The organism is Pseudodesulfovibrio karagichevae (assembly GCF_041414475.1).
Classification (GTDB): Bacteria; Desulfobacterota; Desulfovibrionia; order Desulfovibrionales; family Desulfovibrionaceae; genus Pseudodesulfovibrio; species Pseudodesulfovibrio karagichevae.
Window position 1 is genome coordinate 24351 of the sequence record NZ_JBGLYH010000017.1, and the last position, 18889, is coordinate 43239.

Sequence of the window (18889 nt, forward strand, 5' to 3'; positions counted from 1 at the left end):
CGTGTTGAAATCTCCGCGCCGGGTCGGTTGACCGAGGGAGATACGGAATACGTTCTCATTCAAGATATCGTCGCGGACGGAGCGGGCTTTTCCGTGGAGGGGGCGCATGTGACCCTCAATCTGAACGGGCACACGTTGACGTACAACGAGAAGCAGGCCGACGGTGTCGGCGTTGCCTTCAGCAAGTGGAATATGCGGGATATCGTTCTGATCAACGGGACCATCCGGCAGGGGAGCGCGGGCGGGAACGGGAACGCCTATGGCCGGGGGGCCAACCCCGTCCGAACCAAATCCTTCAGGGGTGCGGAGTTTGCCGGATTGACCCTGGTCTACCATGGCGCGGACCTGTCCGGCGTCCATGTCGCCGAACACGGGGACGACCTTGATTTCCACCATAATACGGTTGTCGACGAGGGAACCAGCGTCACCAACAGGCATGCGGGTGTAGCCGCAGTCTATCTCGCCGGCGAAAACCCCAAAGTCCGGCACAACAGGATCATCAATGCCCGTCAGTTGGGAATCCGGTGCCACCGGTCGACCAATTGCGACGTGCACAACAACGAGATCACCTTGGACAGCCGGGTGGCCAACTCGACAGCCATCTCCATTCCGAACGGCATCGCGCACCACAACAAGGTAATAGGCCGGGGAGTGAACCCCACCGGCATCTGGCCCGGCGTGGGCGTCAAGGTGTATTCCAACTATGTGGATGTGCAGAATACCAGAACCGGGAAGGAATATGTCTCTCCGGGAGCGTGCTGCGTGCGCTTCGGTTTGGCGGACTGGACGTACTCGGACAAGCTTGAGTTCTACGGAAATACGTTCATTGTCAGGGCCGAGGCCGGGGTCTTTTCCGCCATATCCAGGAAGCACCTGGAGTCGGACAGTTGGGGACGCGCCCTGTTCGTCGGCCTGGGCAAGGGGCAAAAGGCCGTCTTCCACCACAACATCATCGTCGGGGTCAACAAGGGCCATGGCGGGAAGTGCGCCGCGGTGGCCGTGGTCTTTTCCAATGAATCGCCCGACCTGATCTTCGAGAACAACGTCATCGCCAGCAGTTGGGGCAACATATTGCTGGGCGATCTCTATTCCTGGAGCAACGGGTTCCCGTTGTTCAAGAAGAACACCATCATCAGGCTGGAAGGCAGCGAGAACTACCACACGATTCGCTCCGAATACAAGGAGTTCATCTCCACGGCGAGATTCCTGGACAACGAGTACCTGGACGGCGCGTCCAAGGACGATTTCGATTACGACAACATCAGTCTCCCGCTGAAGGAGTTGGCCTATTGCCGGACCCTGTCGGTCCAGGCCCCCTGCTCCGGGCAGGGCGACAACGAGTATGTCCTGTCCATGCGGGACCAGCGGGGGGAGGATGTCTGGAGCAGTCCTCTCGTCTGCGGCGATTGGACGGATTTCATCGTGCCCGAGAGGCTGTTGACGAACTACCTCAAGGGGAAGGGGCCCCAGCGGAAGCTCTATGATATGGCCCCCGACGGCTGGGAACTCGTATTGCGCCACGGTCAGGAGGAGAGGAAGTATCCTCTGCCGGGCCCGGAGGTCCACCAATTCACCCTCGGGGCCGAGTAGCGCATGAGGATCCTTGCCGTTTCGCGTCTCCCTCTGGGCGGCATTCGCACGTACATGCGCTACGTCTATTCCCGCCTGGGGAGCGACGCGGACGTGACGCTCGTTGCCAGCACCGGGCCGGAGAACGACGCCCTGCGCGAGGACGTCGAGGCCTATGGCGGCCGGTTGGTGCAGTGCGACAACAGCGCCCTGGGCCTGGCCCGGGCCGTGCGCCGCGAGTTGGCCGGCGGCGGGTACGACGTCCTGCACAGCCACGGTTTCCTTTCGGCCAGCAGCGCCTGTCTCGGGGGGGGGCTCAGTCGCGTTCCGCATGTGCTCACCGTCCACGGTATCGTCGAGGAGCGTTTCCTGTCCGGGGTCGTGGGCAAGGTCAAGAAATGGCTGCTCGGCTGGGTGGTCACCCATGTGGACGTTGTCCACGGCGTGGGGGAGGACATCCTGGCCCATCTCCTGGAAAAGGTTCCGTCACTGGCGCGGAGCCGCAATAGGAAGGTCGTCGTCGCCAACGGCATCGATACGGAGCGGTTTGCCTCTTACCAGGGGAATGCCGATGCCTTGCGCCGGGAATTGGGCCTGGATGGGGACGCCTACCTGTTTGGATTTCTGGGAAGGTTCATGCCCCAGAAGGGCCTGGATCTGGTCATCAAGGCCGTGCGCGACATCAAGGAGCGGGGCGATCTCGGCAAGTCCGTCGTGGTCTGTTGCGGCTCCGGGGATTACATCGGCGTGTACCGCAGGCAAATCGCGGAGTCCGGCCTGGAGGATCGGTTCCTGTTGATTCCCTTCCGGAGCGACCCGAGGGATGTCCTGAACCTGGTCGACGGGGTGCTTATGCCCTCGCGCTGGGAGGCGTTTGGTCTGTTGGCTGCCGAAACCCTCGCTTCGGGAAAGCCTCTGGCCGCCTCGACCTGCATCGGATTGCGCGAGGTCGTGCGCGACACTCCGGCCCTGACCTTCCCGCCCGAGGACTGGCAGGCGTTGGCCGGGGCGATGCGCCGGTTGATGGCTGAAGATCTCGGCGCCGTGTTCCGGGAGTACCAAGGCGTGGCCGTCGAACGGTATGATGTGCAGAAGACGGCTGACGGCATGAAGCGGCTGTTCGCCGAAATGGCGGCAGAGCGGACGTCCCGGTGAGGAAAGGAAGGAGCATGGGAACGACGATGCCGGACAATGGCGGCCTGTTGGTCAACGCGATGTCGGTGGATGTGGAGGACTATTACCAGGTCGGCGCGTTCAAGAGCGTCATCGACCCGGCGGACTGGGATTCCTATCCGTTCAGGGCCGGGGACAACACCCGGCGAGTGCTTGATCTCTTCGACGAGTTCGGCGTCAAGAGCACATTTTTTTCGCTGGGCTGGGTGGCCGAGCGCGACCCGGACCTGATCCGCCGGATCGTGGGAGCCGGGCACGAGCTCGCCTGCCACGGTTACGGCCACCAACTGGTCTTCGAGATCGGGCCCGAGGTGTTCAGGGATGACATCCACCGGGCCAAGGGCATGCTCGAGGACATCGCTGGGGTGGCGGTCCACGGCTACCGCGCGCCCAGCTACTCGGTGACGCACAAGTCCATGTGGGCCTGGGACATTCTGATCGACGAGGGGTTCACCTACGATTCCAGCGTGTTCCCCATCTACCACGACGTCTACGGCATCCCCAATTCGCCGCGTTTTCCCTACCTCGTGGAGCGCGAGAAGGGGAGCATCAGGGAATTTCCCATTACCACCTATCCGTTCCGGTTCCTGGGCAGGAAGCTGGACCTCCCGTTTTCCGGCGGCGGCTATTTCCGGCTGCTCCCGTTCGGGATGATCGATCGGGCCCTGCGCCGAATCAACTTCGACGACGGGATGCCGGGCGTGGTCTATTTTCACCCCTGGGAGATCGATCCGGACCAGCCGAGGATATCCGGCGCCGGCCTCAAATCGCGCTTCCGGCATTATGTCAACTTGAGCCGTACCTGGGGAAAGTTGCAGAAATTACTTGGCAAATATCGATTCGCCCCGGTAAAGGATGTCTTGGCGGCAATGACGCTCTAGCGGGCGATGACGGTGGAGAGTGCGCGATGAATGTCCTTGTCATTGATGAAGACTTCCCCTACCCGCCCAACACGGGCAAGCGTCTGCGAACATACAATCTGTTGTCCAGGCTGCAGGACGATCACCTGATCCATTACGTCTACCACGGCGAGGACCAGGTGTTCCCGAATTGCCCCAACATCCGCTGCCATCCCGTGGACAAGGCCTTCACGGACAAATCCGGGCTCCGGTTTTACATGGAACTCCTGTGGAACCTGGCCTCTCCCAAACCCTACCTCGTTTCCCGCCACCATTCGCCGGGGATGATCCAGCGCATAGGCGAGATCGTCGAGCGGGAGCGCATCGACTTGGTCCACTGCGAATGGACCCCATACACCGAGAACATCCGCTCCCTGCTGGGCCATTTCCCCACGGTCCTGTCCACCCACAACGTCGAGTCCCAGATCTGGGGCCGGTATTTCGACACCGAACGCAACCCGCTGAAAAAGGCCTATATCTACCCGCAATGGAAAAAGATGGCCGCCTATGAGCGGGAGGTGACCGGCAGGTACGACCAAGTGGTCTGCGTGTCCGAGAACGACGCGGATTTTTTTCGGCGGTACACGGCCCCGGAGCGGGTGACCGTCGTGCCCAACGGGGTGGACGAAACCTTTTTCAAGCCCGGCGGCGAGGAACCCGCGCTGGGCAACATCGTCTTTACCGGGTCCATGGACTGGCGCCCGAACCAGGACGCCGTCTCCCACTTCGTGGAAGAGATCTTTCCCCTGATTCGGGAGCAGGAGCCCAACGCGGAGTTCTACGTCGTGGGACGTTGCCCGCCGGACAGGCTCAGGGCCCAGTGGGAGCAGGTCCCCGGCGTGGTGGTCACCGGGACCGTGGACGACGTCAGGGGATACATCGACGCCGCCTCGGTCTACGTGGTCCCGCTGCGCATCGGCGGCGGCTCGCGCCTGAAGATACTGGAGGCGCTGGCCATGGCCAAGGTGGTCGTGTCCACCCGCGTGGGCGCGGAGGGGCTGGACTTGGACGACGGGAAGCATCTCCTGCTCAGGGACGACCCCCGGGAGTTCGCCCGGGCCGTCACGGACGTGCTCCGGGCGGGCGGCGAATATGCCGGTCTGGCCCGCACGGGCCGAGAAAAGGTCCTCGGGTCCTATGGCTGGGACGCCATAGCCCGGACCCTGGACACGGCCTGGAGCGCCGCAGTGGAGCATGCCCGTGCCGGATAAAGTCACCATCGTCCATCTGCGGGACTCGAACTTCGTGGGCGGGCCCGAGCGGCAGATTCTCGAGCATTTCAAGCGCATGGAGTCCGACGCCTACGAGATGATCCTGGTCTGCTACGAGGAGCCGGGTCGTCCCAACGACCTGCGCCTCCGGGCCGAGGAGCAGGGACTCTCCTGCCTGACCCTGCCGGTCATGTCCCCGTTCAGCCCGAAGAACATCACCCGGATCATCCGCGTGCTGCGCGAGGCCGGGGCCGACATGCTGGTCACCCACGGGCACAAGGGGAACATCTTCGGCAGGCTGGCCTGCTGGCGGCTGGGCATCCCGACCATCGCCGTTTCCCGGGGGTGGACCATGGAGAGTCTCAAGATCCGTTTCTTCGAGTTCCTGGACAAGGTCTTTCTGCATTTCGCGGATCACGTGGTCGCGGTGTCGGACGGGCAACGGCGCAAGATTCTGGCCTGCGGGGTACGGGCCGACAAGGTCTCCGTGATCCACAACTGCATTGATGTCGGCAATTGGTGCGGTCTGGGGACGAACAACGTCCGGGCGCGGCTGGACATCCCCGCCGACGCCATCCTGGTGTCCACGGCCGGAAGGCTCAGCCCGGAGAAGAACCAGCGGATGCTGCTCCAGGCCGCGGAGCGGATCGTGCCGGAGATGGACAATGTGTATTTCGCGGTCTTCGGAGAAGGCGTCCTGCGCGGCGAGTTGGAGGCGGAGTGCCGCAAGGCCGGGCTGGAAGGGCGCTTCCTGCTGCCGGGCTTCTGGTCGGACATGGTGGAGGTCATGCAGGCCACCGATATTTTCACCCTCCCTTCCCTGACCGAGGGATTGCCGAACGTGGTCCTGGAGGCGTTCGCCTGCTCCACACCCGTGGTGGCCACAAGCGTCGGCGGAACCCCGGAGCTGGTCCGCGACGGGGAGAGCGGTTTTCTCGTTGAGGTGGGGGACGTGGAGGGGCTGGCCGTACGCCTGCTGTCCCTGGGCCGGGATGAAGCGTTGCGCGAGCGGATGGGGTCCGCTGGCAGGGACATGGTCTCCAGGGATTTCACGTATCCCCGCCAAGCCGAATTGTACCGGGAGCTGTACGGCTCCCTGGTGAAAAATGGGGGGATGCGATGATGCGGTGCCTGGCGAGAAAGCTGGTCATGCTGGCGGCGACTCTGCTTGTCCTGCCCGCCATTCTGGTGGTCAAGGTCGCGGGCGGCAACCGATCGTTCGTGTTTTTCGGGCAGTTGCTGGCCCTGGTTCCAGGCCTGACCGGGAGCTTCCTGCGCCTGGCGTACTACGCCCAGACCCTGGAGCGCTGCTCCACGCGCGGGGAGATCGGTTTCGGTTCTTATTATTCCCACCGGGCCTCGTCCTTTGGGCACGGCTGCTACATCGGGGCGTACTGCATCATCGGCATGGTGGACATGGGCGACCATGTGACCATCGGTAGCCAGGTCTCGCTCCTGAGCGGGAAAAAGCAACATAATTTCGAACAATTGGATGTTCCCATCCAACAGCAGGGCGGCGAGTTCGAGAAGATCTCCATCGGCCGGAACTGCTGGATCGGCAACGGGTCCGTCGTCATGTCCAACCTGGGCAGTCAGGTGGTGGTCGGAGCCGGGTCCGTGGTCGCCAAGGATTTCGGGGACCGGGTCGTGGTGGCCGGCAATCCGGCGAAGATCCTGAAAACGATAGGGGACCGGTAGCCGTGGAGACCTTGCCTTTCATAACTGTCGTCATCCCGGTCTACAACGAGGAGCGCTTCATCGGCGAGACCCTGGAGCAGTTGATCCACCAGGACTACCCGGAGGCGGCGTACGAGATCCTGGTCTGCGACGGCGGGTCCACGGACCGGACCCGCGAGTCGGTCCGGGAGATCGCTGCCGGGCACCCTGCGGTCAGGCTCCTGGACAACCCCGGGAGACGTTCCAGTTCGGGCCGCAACGTGGGCTTCAAGAGCGGACGCGGGGACTATTTCGTGGTCATTGACGGGCATTGCTCCATCCCGTCCGTGACCTTGCTGCGCGATATCGCTGCCGCCTTCGAAAAGAGCGGTGCCGACGCCCTGGGGCGGGCCCAGCCCCTGGCCCCGGAGGGCATCTCCGTGTTCCAGCGGGCCGTGGCCCTGGCCCGTGCCGCGCGCATAGGGCACGGCGGCGATTCGCTCATCTATTCCGACCATGCGGGCTTCATCAGTCCGGTCAGCAACGGCGCCATGTACCGCAAGGAGGTCTTCGGCGCGGTCGGGTACGTGGACGAGCTGTTCGACGCCTGCGAGGACGTGGAGTTCAATTATCGGGTGGAGAAGGCGGGGCTCACGGCCTTCATGAGCCCAGAACTCGCGGTGCTCTATTATCCCCGCGAGAGCCTCGGCGGTCTGTATCGGCAGATGCGCCGTTACGGGGAAGGGCGCTGCCGCCTCTGGCGCAAGCACCCGGAGACGCTGTCGCTGAACACGCTCGTCCCGCCCGTGTTCGCTGGCGCGGTCCTGGCCGCCTGCTGCCTGGCCGTGGCCGTGACGGCCGGACTGCTGCCCGCCTGGACGCTGTGGCCCGCGGTCCTGGGCTTCGGGGCCTACGCTCTGCTGGTCGCGATCCAGACCGTCGCGAGTTGCCGCGAGGCCGGATGGCGGTACGCGCGGTACCTGCCCGGCATCTTTTTCGTCATTCACTTCGGCCTGGGCATCGGGTTTCTGAAGGAGTTCTTCGCCGGAGCCGGAAAGGCCCGCGCAAGCCGCGGCCGGGAGCAGGGCCATGCCTGAGAAGATCGTCTTTGTCGCGGACAGGATCGTCAACCCGTATTCCGGCACCGAGAAGCAATTGGTGGACCTGATCCTCAGCCTGGACCGGACGCGGTACGAGCCGGTGCTCTGCGCGCTCCAGCCGACGTCCTGGATAGAGGCGTTCGAAGGCTGCCCCACGTTTTCTCCCCGGATACAAACGCTGAAGAGCCTGGGCGGCTGCCGGAGCTTCGGGCGGCTGGTCGGTTGGCTCCGGGAACAGCGTCCCTCGGTGGTCCACGCCTACCTGCGTGACGCCTCCTACATCGGCGTGATCGCCGCCCGTCTGGCGGGCGTCAGGGCGATCGTCACGTCCAGACGCGGCGACCACCGCTGGGAAGGATGGGCGTCGAGATTCTTTATCCGCCAGGTCAACCGCATCCCCGGCCGGTTCCTGGCCAATTCCAGCCTGGTGGCCGCGGCCACGGTGGAGAAGGAGGGCGCCGCCCCGTCCCGCGTCCTGGTCGTCCCGAACGCCATCGACCCCGAGCGGTTCCGCTCGGCCGCGCGGGAGGACCGGGCCGCCTGCCGTGAATCCCTGGGCATGGCTGCAGGCGGCCATGCCGTGGTGGCCGTGGCCAACATCCGGCCCATCAAGCGGCTCGACCTGCTGGTCGAGGCTCTGCCTCTGGTCCGGGAGTCCGTGCCCGACGCGGTCGTCCATCTGGTGGGAGACGGGAACGGGACTGCGGAGATACGGGAGCTGGTCGCTCGCCGGGGACTGGAAGACGCCGTCGTCTTCTGGGGGTCGCGTTCCGACGTGCCGCGCATCCTGCGCGCCATGGACAGCGCGGTGCTCTGCTCCGACTTCGAGAGCCAGCCCAGCGCGGTGCTGGAGTACATGGCCTCGGGACTGCCCGTGGCCTGCACCGATGTGGGCAACTGCGCAGAATTGATCGAGTCCGGGAAAACCGGATACATTTTTCAGCCGGGCGACGTGCAGGCGCTCGCCGAATCGGTTATCAGGATGGCACGGGGCGAGTATGACCCGGAGGCGATTGCCGCGCGGCGGGAAGCGCTCTTTGCGGAGCAGAATCCGGAAAGGATAACCGAACGCTACATGACGTTGTACGATGAATTGCTGAGACCCCGTTCCGCCTAGGATTCGCGCGGGAGGAGCCTGTCAGCCCGACGGGAGGATGTGTTGCCATGAAGTTGATGGATTATTTTGCCTCAAGGGTCGCCGCCCCGCTGTACGCACGGTACGAGGGCAGCAAGCGTTACGCCTATATGCGGGAGGTCTCCCGGGTCATCGCCGGTTCCCTGCCCGAAATCCGGGAATACCAGCTCGGCCGGATACGGGCCGTGGCCGCCGACGCCGTGGAGAACACCGAGTATTACGCCGGGGTGTTCGCGGATCTCGGCCTGAACCCGGCGACCCTCACCTGGGAGGAGTTCAAACGCATCCCGCTGCTGACCAAGGACATCATCAGGGAGCAGGGCGGGCGGCTCGTCAACAAACGCTTTCCGCTCGACGGCCTTCGCGAATCCGCGACCGGCGGGACCACGGCCTCGCCCATGAAGATCCATATGGACTGGGACTCGGTCCAGAGACGCCACGCGGCCACCATGGTCTTCGACCGTTGGGTGGGCTTCATGCCGGGCATGCGGGGCGGCTTCCTGTGGGGCGCGAGCCAGGACTTCCCGGCCGAGGTCTCGCTGAAGCGGAAGCTCTTGAACGCCCTGGTCCAACGGAACAAATTCTACACGACCGAGTCCCTGGACGGCCAGACGCTGCAGCGCTATTGCGAACAATTGCAGCGAACCCGTCCGGCCCTGATCCAGGCCTATCCGACCCCCCTGCGCATCCTCGCGGAGTACATGCTGGAGAACGACGTCAGGATTGATGTCCCGGCCATCACCTGCACGGCGGAGCCCCTGACCGATTCCGCGCGCGCGACCATCGAGAAGGCCTTCGGCAGAAAGGTCCACGAATGGTACGGGTCGAGGGAGGCGGGCCGGGTCGCCACCGAATGCGGGGCCCACGACGGGATGCACGTCAACAGTTACGGCCTGTACGTCGAGGTCCTTGAGGACAGGGACGAAATCGGCGGCGGGGAGATCGTCATCTCGGACCTGTGGAACGTGGGCATGCCCATGCTGCGGTACGCCACGGGCGATCTGTCCAGCCTGGACGAGACGCCCTGCGCCTGCGGCAGCAGCCTGCCGCGGCTGTCCCCGGTCAAGGGACGGACCGCCGAGGTGTTCGTCAGCCTCTCGGGCCGCAAGGTGCCGGGCGTGGCCTTCACCAACCGGATCATCAAGGACGACTCGTTGGTTCGGGAAATGCAGATTATTCAGAAAGATTACACCAAATTCCTGGTGCGTGTGATCCCCGGTCAAGGATATGGGGAAGACGCCCGGCAGTGGCTTGTCGGACGCCTGGAAGACTTCATGGGGCAGAAAAACGAGGTCGTTTTTCAGGAAGTGGAATCCATCCCCCGTGAGCGGTCCGGAAAGCTGTTGTTTTGCAAGCGGGAGTTCGATCCCCGCGAACTGGAATCGGAAAGCCGAGAAGCGGAGGCTTAGATGCGAAATCTTTTTGAAACGTTCCATAAGCATGTCATCCATCCCCTCTGGACCTGGAAGGATGGCGAATACAGTGCGGCGTATGTCAAAGAGTTCGAGCGGACCCAGTATCTGAGCGCCGGGGAAATCCGCGACCTGCAGTTCGAACGCCTCCGGAAACTGATCCGGGAGAGCTACGAATTCTGTCCCTTCTACAAGCGGCGCTGGGACGAGCACGGCTTCCATCCCGACCGGCTCAAGAGCCTGGACGACACGCATCTGATCCCCATGGTTTCCAAACACGACGTGCAGCGGTACGCCGACGAGATGATCCGCACGGACAAGACCAAGGACGACCTGGTCAGGAACATGACCGGCGGGTCCACGGGCGAGCCCGTGGTCTTCTACATGGACCCGGAACGGGTGACGACCCGCGCGGCCAGCACCATCCGGCACAACCGCTGGGCAGGGGTCGACGTCTGCACCCTGAAGGCGACCGTCTGGGGGCATCCCCGCGATATCCGGACCCTGGGCGAGGACTTGTGGGACGCCTTCCGGGAAAAGTGGATATACCGCAACGTCTTCCTGGACACCTCCTCGCTCGATGAGCGGAAGATGATGGATTTCTTCGAGACCCTCAACAGGGAGAAGCCCGGGGCTTTCATCACCTACGCCAATTCCATGTATCTGTTCGCGCGTTTCATGGAGGATCGGAACCTCAGGTTCGACTACACCCCGACGTCCATCATCAGTACCGCCGAGATCCTGGAGGATTCACGCCGGGCGGAGATCGAGCGGATCATCGGCTGCCCCATCTACAACCGGTACGGCAGCCGGGAGACCAGCGTCATCGCCAGCGAGTGCGACCGGCACGACGGCATGCACGTCAATGCCGAGGCCCTGTTGCTCGAAACGGTCAAGGACGGGAAGCAGGTGGCCCCCGGCGAACTGGGCGAGGTGGTCATCACCGACCTCTTGAACTACGGCATGCCGCTCATCCGCTACCGGATCAGGGACGTGGGAACGCCCGTGGCGGGCGTGTGCGGCTGCGGGCGCGGTCTGCCGAGGATCAAGCTCTCCGGGGGCCGGGTCACGGACTTCCTGGTGACGCCCTCCGGCAAGATCGTCTCCGGGGCGTCCATGACCATTTTCCTTACGGCCAACGCGCCCAATGTCCAGCGCATGCAGCTCTACCAGGCCAGGCCGGAGCAGGTGGAATTCCGGATCGTCAAGGGGGACGGGTATGCCTCGGAAACCGACGACTACATCAGGCGCGAGGCGAGGAAGTACCTGGGCGACGAAGTGGAAGCGGTGCTGAAGTTCGTGGACGAGATCGAGCAGCCCGCGTCGGGCAAGCTCCTGTACTGCATCTCGGAAGTCAGTCCCTTCCTCTAGATTCGCCATGGTCAGGACAGACGTCGATTTCCCCGGAGCCAACCCGGATACCGCCGAGGCCATCCGCTGGACCGGCGGCAGGCTGGTCGTCCGGCCCTTCGCCGAGGATCCGGCCGGGCCCGCCTATAGGTTCATGTTGCGCTTCCGGTTGTCCGTGGAGGAATCGACTCCGTTCACGATCGCGATCGATTGGGATGAACCGAGGTACATGCGCTTGCGGACCATACTCCGCTACGCGGAGCTGGGCTCGTCGGATTGGCGTGTCCTGCCGGGCGCCGTGGTCGGCGGAACCCGTTGCGAGTTCCTGTTCGATCAGCCTCCCGGCAGCTATGAGATTTCCCTGCTGCCGACGTATGGCCTGGATCGGCTGAACCGGCTGGCGGAGGACTGCCGCGACAGGGTCGAAGTACGGATTCACGGCGGTACGGCGGAAACGGCGGGGGTTCACGCCTTTCGTCTGGAGGGCGGGGGCGGCCGCCGCCCGGTCATCGTTGCGGCGGGCCGGCTGCACCCCTATGAAACGGCCGGAAGCTATTGCCTGGACGGGGTTGTCCGAAGGTACGCCGAGGACCCGGTGTTCGCCGGGGAGCTGACCCGCGCCTTTGATTGGATCCTGGTGCCCGTGGCCTCCCCGGAAGGCGTCCGGAAGGGGCTTTGCCGGTACAGCGGGAGCGGCGGCCTGGGCTACGACAATTGCCGGGATGTGGGGCCGGACGACCCCTACGTCCTCCTGTTGAGCGAATTGCGGAGAACGGAGGATGTGGTCGGCTATCTGGATATCCACAACTGGATGCACGAGGACCGGGACGGGATCAGCTATGCCAACTGTCTCGACATGATGCGGTTCAGGCGGCTGCTCAATGCGCAACGGTCCCACGACAAGCCGTGGCGCGTCATGCGCAGGCCGCTGTGCATGGCGCGGAAGACCCGCGGCGTGATGCGGGTCATGCAGCATGCGGGGGCATTTTGCCTGGCCCTGGAGTATCCCTGGGGCGGACGGACCATAGAGGATATGTCCCGGTTGGGGCGGGCCAGCGTCCTGGCCTTCGCCGGATTGGTGGAGAAACGTCAACGGAACAATCGGCATGGCGGCGTGCCCCGAGCGGGCCGACGGGGCAAGGAATGAGCATGATAGCCGGCAGGGTGAGGAGAAACGTACTGTGGAACTGGGCGGCCCTGGGCACGTCCATGGTCATCGCCTTCATTTCCACTCCCATCCTGTTCAACGGGCTCGGGGAGGAAATGTACGGCGCATGGACCCTGGTGATGTCCATTGCCGGGTACGTGGCGTTTTTCGATCTGGGTATGCGCACGTCCGTGGTCAGGGGGTACGCCGAAGCCAATGCCGTCAACGACGAGATGCGGCAGGCCCGGATCATCACGAATTCCCTGGTCCATTTCATCTGCGTCGGGATTCTGATCTTTGCCTGCGCCCTGATCTTTACCCGGTTTTCGGCAAGCCTGTACGACCTCAAGAATTACGCCTTCGAGTTCAATGCCGCCTTTCTGCTCATCGCCTTCAAGGTGGCGGCCTCGCTCCCGTTCAATTCGTTGACCGGAGCCTTGCTGGGCATGGAGCGATATGACATTTCCTGCCTTGTGCAGATCGTCTTCGGCGCGCTTGGCGCCTTTGTCATGGTCATGCTGGTGCTGCACGGGTACGGCATTATTCCCCTGGCGGCCATAAGCACGGTGTTCGGCCTGGGCGGGATCATCACCATGGCCGCGTGCTTTGTCTGGATCACCCGCAAGTGGCAGATAGGGCTCAAGTATCTGGATTGGGAGACCTACAAGGACCTTGCCAAGATAGGGTCCGCCTTCGTGATGATATCTATCTCCCATACGGTGCTGTCGGTGGCCGGACCGTTCATCGTGGGAGCGGTCGCAGGCCTGGACAAGGCCGCATCCTTTGCCATCGCCTTCAGCCTGTTCAAATACGTCGAGTCGAGCATCCAGTCGGGGGCAAGGGTCCTGGTGCCGTTCGTGGCCCGCGAAGCGGCCAATACCTCTTCCGGCGACACGACGGATATCGCGCTGCGCGCGGCCGAGATGGCCTTCGGGGTAACCCTGTCCATTCTGGTGGCGTTTTGCGTTGCCGGCGAGGGGTTCCTGGTTGCCTGGCTGAACAAGACCTCGGTCCTGGAAATCTACCAGGCCTTCATCGTGATGACCATCGGCGGCCTCTTCAACTCCTACACCAAGGTCGTTATGAACGTTTTTGTGGGCCTTGGAAAGGTCCGGGCCATCAGTGTCGAGAGCGTACTGGAACTGATCGTGTTTCTGGCCGGCATGTACATCTTGACGGAGCGGTACGGAATACTCGGGGCGGCTTTGGCCATGGCCCTGGTCTTCATCGTCGTCAGATTGCCCGTCTATCTGTACGTCATGGTCAGGCAATTCTCCTTGCCTCGGACGATGAAGTCTCTTCTCCTCCTCGCCTTGAAATCCCTATTGATCTGCGCGGCCGGATACCTCTTGAGCAACATTCCGCTGCCGGAGTCGAAGAACGTCTTTGTCTGGCTCGGCATATGCGGGGTGTGTTTTGCCTTCCTGCTCGGCATCTTCTGCCTGGCCTCCTTCGTGCGGGTGCGGTCCCTGGTGCGGCTTTGCACCGGCAGGCGGGGGTGACATGCCGCGGAAGAGGAAGAAAATCGTCATCCTGGTCGACTACCTGGGCCATGGCGGGGTGGACCGGAGCATTCACTATATCTGTGACGCCTTGGGAAAAGACTATCCTGTTGAGATATTGACCATTTCAGATTCCATCTGCCCCTATCCCCTGAACGCCCGCATCGTCTCGCTGGGGCTCCCCCCCGGCCCCTACGCCTCGTTTTCGAAGGAGATGCTGGTGCTGGCGCTGGCCACGCTGAAGCTCTTTTCTTACAAGTTCAGAAACCGGGGGAGTCTTTTCCTCAGCTTCAAGGACATAATGCATATCGCGAACAGGGTGTCCCTGTTCGGCAAGAAAGTCATTTCCGTCAGGGAAAACAAGAGCAAGGGGCTCCGCTTCAGCGGAGCCAAAAGAAAACTGGCCGAATGGGTCCTCTCCCGGGTCTATCGGAGCGCCGCGGCCATTGTCGTGAATTCGTGGTTTACCGGGCAGGATCTCCAGGACAATTTCGGGGCCGATCCTCAGCGCATCCACGTCATCAACAATCCCTGCAATACCGAAAAGATACAGGATCTCATAGCCAAGGGGTGCGAGTGGCCGTTCCCTGCGGGCGCCCGGGTGCTGATTAGCGTGGGACGTTGCGGCTACGAGAAGGGCCAATGGGCCCTTGTCCGTGTTTTCGCCGACCTGAGGAAGCGGCACGACGACCTGTATCTCGCGATTGTCGGCGAAGGCGAATTCGCCCGGCCTTTGCGGTCGCTTTGCGACAAGCTCGGCGTTTCCGGCCACGTGCGGTTCTTCGGTTTTACGAACAATCCCTTTGTCTTGGTCGCCCGATCCGAGGTCTTCGTGATGACCTCCCTCTGGGAGGGCTTCCCCAACGTGGTGTTGGAGGCAATGGCAAGCCGAACTCCCGTCGTTTCGAGCTATAACGAGGGGGTTCACGAAATCCTGTTGGGGGCCGAAGCCCCGTGGGAGACGGACCGCGATCTCGTTGTTTCGGAGTTGGGTGTCGTTACCCGGCAGTTGGACGCGTTGACCATTTGGGACGACCGGCCGTTGACCGATTCTGAGAAGGCGCTCCGGGACGGTGTGGAGCTGGTCCTGAACGATCGGGACAGGGGGAAGGCAATGGCTCGCGCCGCCTTCGAGGACGTCGGTCGGCGAACCGTCGGCCGGACTGGTGAGGAGTGGCTTCGCGTTCTTTCGCCGCTGCTGCGGTAGCAAACCGGCGCTTCCGCCCCCTCGGATCGTTGCGTGGTAAAGCGGAATATTTGATCAATTTACTATCTGTCAAGAAACAGGGGCCTTGCTGAAACCGTTGTGTATGGCGTTTTGCATAACGCAAGGGTATCTGCCTGCTCCGCGCCGTCGTTTTTGCATGGCGCACCCTGCTTCTGTTACGTCGGGTGCAACGTTTTTTTTATTGTAAAACGGATGTGCACGGGTAGCCAAGCGTACCTGAATCTGGCAGAATGCTTTTTAGGAGCCGACGGGTTTTCCACGGGCCGGGACCGTCATGGTGAACATTGCATCCGCACGACAGTTATTGTTCCATTTAGATATAGGAGGGAGGCCGTGGCTGAGAAGGTGAGCCGCGATGAGCGCGTCAAGGCTATTGAAAAGCGCCGGACGATTCGTATCCGGCGTTCGTCCCTGACAAAAAACAAACTGGACGATATCGACAAGCCCGCCATCAAGATTGCGGAGACCCTGGACGAGTATCGTCAGGCGTTCAACATCGTCTACAAGGAATACGACCTGGTGGGGTACATCACCAAACCCCATCCCGCGCAACTCCACTACGGCATCCACAGCCTGCTGCCCACCACCTGCGTCTTCACCTTCAAGAGCTACAAGGATGTCATCTCCACCCTGACCCAGGTGGAGGACACCCGGCTGTTCGGCCTGCCCATGGACGCCCTGTACAAGCCGGAGATCGACCAGTTGCGCGCCCGGGGCCGCAAGGTCGCCGAGATCTGCGCCCTGGCCACCCCCAGCGAGGGGCGTTGGCACAACCTGCTCATGTTCCTGGGCAAGGCGTATTTTCAGTACGCCCTGGAGGCCAAGATCAACGACATACTGATCATGGTCAATCCCAAGCACGTCACCTTCTACAAGGCCATCTTCATGTTCGAGGAGTTCGCCGAGGAGCGTTTTTACGGTCCTGTGGGCGCTCCGGCCGTGGCCCTGCGCATCGATTACGACGTCTTCTGGGAAAAACTGGAGGAGACCTTCAAGGACCAGGAGTTCGAAACCGACCTGTACACCTTCTTCCGCCGTATCCACAACGCCGGGGTCGACAAGTACATGAAATTCAGCGGCGCGCGGAACATCCCCCTGGACTACGACGCGGCCAGATATTTCTTCCAGGTGCGCCCGGAGCTGCTGGAAAATATTAACGCCGAGCAGCTGGAATACATCGAGACGTTGTACCACAAGGCGCTGTACAGCGCCGAAGACATCCAGATGCGATACCCGGTGACGGTGTAGCCATGGCCGACACGGACCAGGCCGCCGCGCTCAGGGCCATTGCCGAGCAGTGGGGGCTCAAGGACATCTACGCCTACAACGAAGAGGCGTTTTCCCGGACCATCGGGTTCCTTGACGCCGCGGACATGGACCGGCTCATCAACGCCCGGGTGGCCATCCCCGGGCTCGGCGGCGTCGGCGGCGTCCATGTCGTCACCCTGGCCCGCCTGGGCGTGGGCAAGTTCCACCTGTCGGACATGGACTCCTTCGAGCCCGCCAACATGAACCGCCAGTTCGGGGCGCGGGTCCAGCATTTCGGCAAGTCCAAGCTCGACGTCATGGCCGGGGAAGCGCTCTCGGTCAATCCCTACACCGAGGTCACCACGTTCCCGGAAGGGCTGAACGCGGACAACCTGGACGCGTTCCTCAAGGACGTGGACGTGGTGGTGGACGGTCTGGATTTCTTTGTCTTCGATGTCCGGCGCATGCTCTTCAACCGCGCCCGGGAGCTGGGCATACCGGTCATCACCGCCGGGCCGCTGGGTTTCAGCTCGGCCCTGCTGGTCTTCACGCCGAACGGCATGTCCTTTGACGAATATTTCGACATCACGGACGGCATGGAGGAGACCCGGAAATATCTCCACTTCGCCATGGGGCTCGCCCCCAAGGCCACCCATGCCCGGTACCTGGATTCCTCGGTGGTCGATTTCGACCTGGGCAAGGGTCCGTCCACGATCATCGGCTGCCAGATGTGCTCGGCCCTGGCCGCAACCGAGGCCGTCCGCCTGCTGCTCGGGCGCAAGGGCGTTCGGCCCGCTCCCTATTACGTCCAGATCGACCCGTACCTCCGGAAGCTCTGCCGGGGCAGGCTGCGCAGGGGCAACAAGTCCCGCGTCCAGCGGCTCAAGGCCTGGCTCTTCGAGAACGTCATGCTCAAGCGCGCCAAGCGCGTGGGCTGCGAGCCCATGGCCGCGCCCAAGCCGCCCGCCGAGGGCGAGAGCCTGCGGCAGGTCCACGACTACCTGCTGAAGGCGGCCGTCCAGGCGCCGTCCGGGGATAACGTCCAGCCGTGGCGTTTCCACGCCGAGGACCATGTCGTGGAAGTGCGTATGGACCTCGCGGCCGACAATTCCTTTTTCAATGTGGGCAACCTGGCCACGGCCATCGCCTCGGGCGCGGCCGTGGAGAACATCGCCATTGCGGCCAAGGCCTGCGGGCTCACCCCGACGGTCACCCTCGGCCCGGCCCCGGACCGGCCCGATCTCGCGGCCGCCATCGGGCTCGAGAGGGCGGAGAATCCCCGCGAGGACATGCTGGTGGACGCCATCTGGCGTCGGCACACCAACCGCAAGCCGTATCGCAAGCGGCAGATCCCTGCCGGGATATTCAACCGGCTCGGAACGGTGACTTCGGAGGCGGGCGGCAACCTCGATTGGATCAACACCCCGGAGAGGCTGAAGAAACTGGCCGACACCATTTTCATTGCCGACCGTATCCGCATGGAACGCCGGGATCTGCACGAGCACCTGGTCAAGATGATCCGGTTCACGCCCAAGGCGGCCGCAGAAACCCGCGACGGCCTGCCGCTCAAGAACCTGGAGGCGGGCCTGGGGGGCGAGCTGTTCCTCAAGGCGACCAAGTCCTGGAAGGTCATGCGCGTGGCCAATCTGTTCGGGGCGAGCAAGGTCGGGGCGGGCGTCGCCGCCAACGGCATCCGCCACAGCGGCGGGGCCGCGCTCCTGGCCGTGCCCGGCACCGGCATCACGGACTTCCTTCAGGGCGGCCGCGCTCTGCAGCGCGTCTGGCTGACCCTGGCGCACTACAACCTGCGCATGCAGCCCATGACCGCAGTGACGCTCTTCCGCCTGCGCTGGCTCATGGAAGGCCCCGAGGCCTTTTCCGCCCGGCATCGGGAAATGCTCGCCACCGTGTGGGCCGGTATGGCCGAACTGTTCCCCAGGGCCTGGGCCCAGGGGCCGGTCATGCTCTTCCGGGCGGGCTTCGGCAAGCCCATCCACTTCGGCACCTACCGTCGGCCCGTGGAGTCCTTCCTCTTCTAGCCGGTCCTTCCGACGTCTCTTTTGACAGCCGAGGTGTTTCGCCTCGGCTGTTATTTTTAGTGCCGCAGCTCGGCAGGCCGAGGTAGTGGGCACGGCCGGGCATCGAGAGGAGAGCGGTGTCCTCTTTTAGTGTGTCCGCAAACGTGTCCGCGGGAAGGTGGCTGTCGGAAACAGGAACACCCGCAAGAATGGCGGGTGGAGCGGCGGGTGGGACGGCGGG

The 18889-nt window shown here is 63.2% G+C and carries 15 protein-coding genes; all 15 read left to right on the forward strand.

The features are described from left to right. Positions 1–108 precede the first annotated feature (108 nt). The 15 genes from AB6M95_RS07980 (at position 109) to AB6M95_RS08050 (ending at position 18669) form a co-directional block, all read left to right on the forward strand. The gene (locus AB6M95_RS07980; RefSeq protein WP_371386206.1) at positions 109–1590 is read left to right on the forward strand and encodes a right-handed parallel beta-helix repeat-containing protein; all 1482 of its coding nucleotides are present in this window, start codon (positions 109–111) and stop codon (positions 1588–1590) included. A gap of 3 nt (positions 1591–1593) precedes the next feature. After that, entirely contained in the window at positions 1594–2724 is a 1131-nt protein-coding gene (locus AB6M95_RS07985; RefSeq protein ID WP_371386207.1) for a glycosyltransferase family 4 protein, read from the forward strand. Positions 2725–2738: 14 nt separating this feature from the next. Beyond that, entirely contained in the window at positions 2739–3623 is an 885-nt protein-coding gene (locus tag AB6M95_RS07990) for an XrtA system polysaccharide deacetylase (protein ID WP_371386208.1), read from the forward strand. A 26-nt stretch (positions 3624–3649) separates the two neighbouring features. Further along, positions 3650–4852: a glycosyltransferase family 4 protein gene (locus AB6M95_RS07995; RefSeq protein ID WP_371386209.1), complete on the forward strand. Its 1203-nt coding sequence runs from the start codon at positions 3650–3652 to the stop codon at positions 4850–4852. After that, positions 4842–5975, forward strand: coding sequence for a glycosyltransferase family 4 protein (locus AB6M95_RS08000; protein WP_371386210.1), 1134 nt, complete (start codon positions 4842–4844; stop codon positions 5973–5975). The genes AB6M95_RS07995 and AB6M95_RS08000 overlap by 11 nt, the downstream gene beginning before the upstream one ends. Continuing rightward, positions 5972–6550 (forward strand): LbetaH domain-containing protein, encoded by a 579-nt coding sequence (locus AB6M95_RS08005; protein ID WP_371386211.1) that lies wholly within the window; start codon positions 5972–5974, stop codon positions 6548–6550. Before AB6M95_RS08000 ends, AB6M95_RS08005 begins: the two co-directional genes overlap by 4 nt. Positions 6551–6552: 2 nt before the next feature. Further along, positions 6553–7605 carry a glycosyltransferase family 2 protein gene (locus AB6M95_RS08010; RefSeq protein ID WP_371386212.1) on the forward strand — a complete coding sequence of 351 codons (1053 nt, stop codon included), beginning with the start codon at positions 6553–6555 and terminating at the stop codon, positions 7603–7605. Continuing rightward, a complete protein-coding gene (locus tag AB6M95_RS08015; protein ID WP_371386213.1) occupies positions 7598–8725 on the forward strand; it encodes a glycosyltransferase in 1128 nt (375 codons plus the stop codon). The genes AB6M95_RS08010 and AB6M95_RS08015 overlap by 8 nt, the downstream gene beginning before the upstream one ends. A gap of 47 nt (positions 8726–8772) precedes the next feature. After that, positions 8773–10152 (forward strand): phenylacetate--CoA ligase family protein, encoded by a 1380-nt coding sequence (locus tag AB6M95_RS08020; RefSeq protein WP_371386214.1) that lies wholly within the window; start codon positions 8773–8775, stop codon positions 10150–10152. Then, a complete protein-coding gene (locus AB6M95_RS08025) occupies positions 10153–11526 on the forward strand; it encodes a phenylacetate--CoA ligase family protein (RefSeq protein WP_371386215.1) in 1374 nt (457 codons plus the stop codon). 7 nt (positions 11527–11533) lie between these two features. Then, on the forward strand, positions 11534–12652 hold the full coding sequence (locus tag AB6M95_RS08030; protein ID WP_371386216.1) for a M14 family zinc carboxypeptidase: 1119 nt from the start codon (positions 11534–11536) through the stop codon (positions 12650–12652). Then, positions 12649–14154, forward strand: a complete 1506-nt coding sequence (locus AB6M95_RS08035; RefSeq protein WP_371386217.1) for a lipopolysaccharide biosynthesis protein — start codon at positions 12649–12651, stop codon at positions 14152–14154. The genes AB6M95_RS08030 and AB6M95_RS08035 overlap by 4 nt, the downstream gene beginning before the upstream one ends. 1 nt (position 14155) lies before the next feature. Continuing rightward, positions 14156–15361: a glycosyltransferase gene (locus AB6M95_RS08040; RefSeq protein ID WP_371386218.1), complete on the forward strand. Its 1206-nt coding sequence runs from the start codon at positions 14156–14158 to the stop codon at positions 15359–15361. A gap of 354 nt (positions 15362–15715) precedes the next feature. Continuing rightward, positions 15716–16630 carry an N-acyl amino acid synthase FeeM domain-containing protein gene (locus tag AB6M95_RS08045; RefSeq protein ID WP_371386219.1) on the forward strand — a complete coding sequence of 305 codons (915 nt, stop codon included), beginning with the start codon at positions 15716–15718 and terminating at the stop codon, positions 16628–16630. A gap of 2 nt (positions 16631–16632) precedes the next feature. Next, entirely contained in the window at positions 16633–18669 is a 2037-nt protein-coding gene (locus AB6M95_RS08050) for a ThiF family adenylyltransferase (RefSeq protein ID WP_371386220.1), read from the forward strand. Positions 18670–18889 lie beyond the last annotated feature (220 nt).

What these genes read in the sequence shown, in the direction of transcription:
- AB6M95_RS08005 (WP_371386211.1), top strand. Translation starts at nt 5,972, where the DNA reads ATGATGCGGTGCCTGGCGAGAAAGCTGGTCATGCTGGCGGCGACTCTG.
- AB6M95_RS08025 (WP_371386215.1), top strand. Translation starts at nt 10,153, where the DNA reads ATGCGAAATCTTTTTGAAACGTTCCATAAGCATGTCATCCATCCCCTC.
- AB6M95_RS07990 (WP_371386208.1), top strand. Translation starts at nt 2,739, where the DNA reads ATGGGAACGACGATGCCGGACAATGGCGGCCTGTTGGTCAACGCGATG.
- AB6M95_RS07995 (WP_371386209.1), top strand. Translation starts at nt 3,650, where the DNA reads ATGAATGTCCTTGTCATTGATGAAGACTTCCCCTACCCGCCCAACACG.
- AB6M95_RS08030 (WP_371386216.1), top strand. Translation starts at nt 11,534, where the DNA reads ATGGTCAGGACAGACGTCGATTTCCCCGGAGCCAACCCGGATACCGCC.
- AB6M95_RS08035 (WP_371386217.1), top strand. Translation starts at nt 12,649, where the DNA reads ATGAGCATGATAGCCGGCAGGGTGAGGAGAAACGTACTGTGGAACTGG.
- AB6M95_RS08040 (WP_371386218.1), top strand. Translation starts at nt 14,156, where the DNA reads ATGCCGCGGAAGAGGAAGAAAATCGTCATCCTGGTCGACTACCTGGGC.
- AB6M95_RS08050 (WP_371386220.1), top strand. Translation starts at nt 16,633, where the DNA reads ATGGCCGACACGGACCAGGCCGCCGCGCTCAGGGCCATTGCCGAGCAG.
- AB6M95_RS08015 (WP_371386213.1), top strand. Translation starts at nt 7,598, where the DNA reads ATGCCTGAGAAGATCGTCTTTGTCGCGGACAGGATCGTCAACCCGTAT.
- AB6M95_RS08020 (WP_371386214.1), top strand. Translation starts at nt 8,773, where the DNA reads ATGAAGTTGATGGATTATTTTGCCTCAAGGGTCGCCGCCCCGCTGTAC.
- AB6M95_RS07985 (WP_371386207.1), top strand. Translation starts at nt 1,594, where the DNA reads ATGAGGATCCTTGCCGTTTCGCGTCTCCCTCTGGGCGGCATTCGCACG.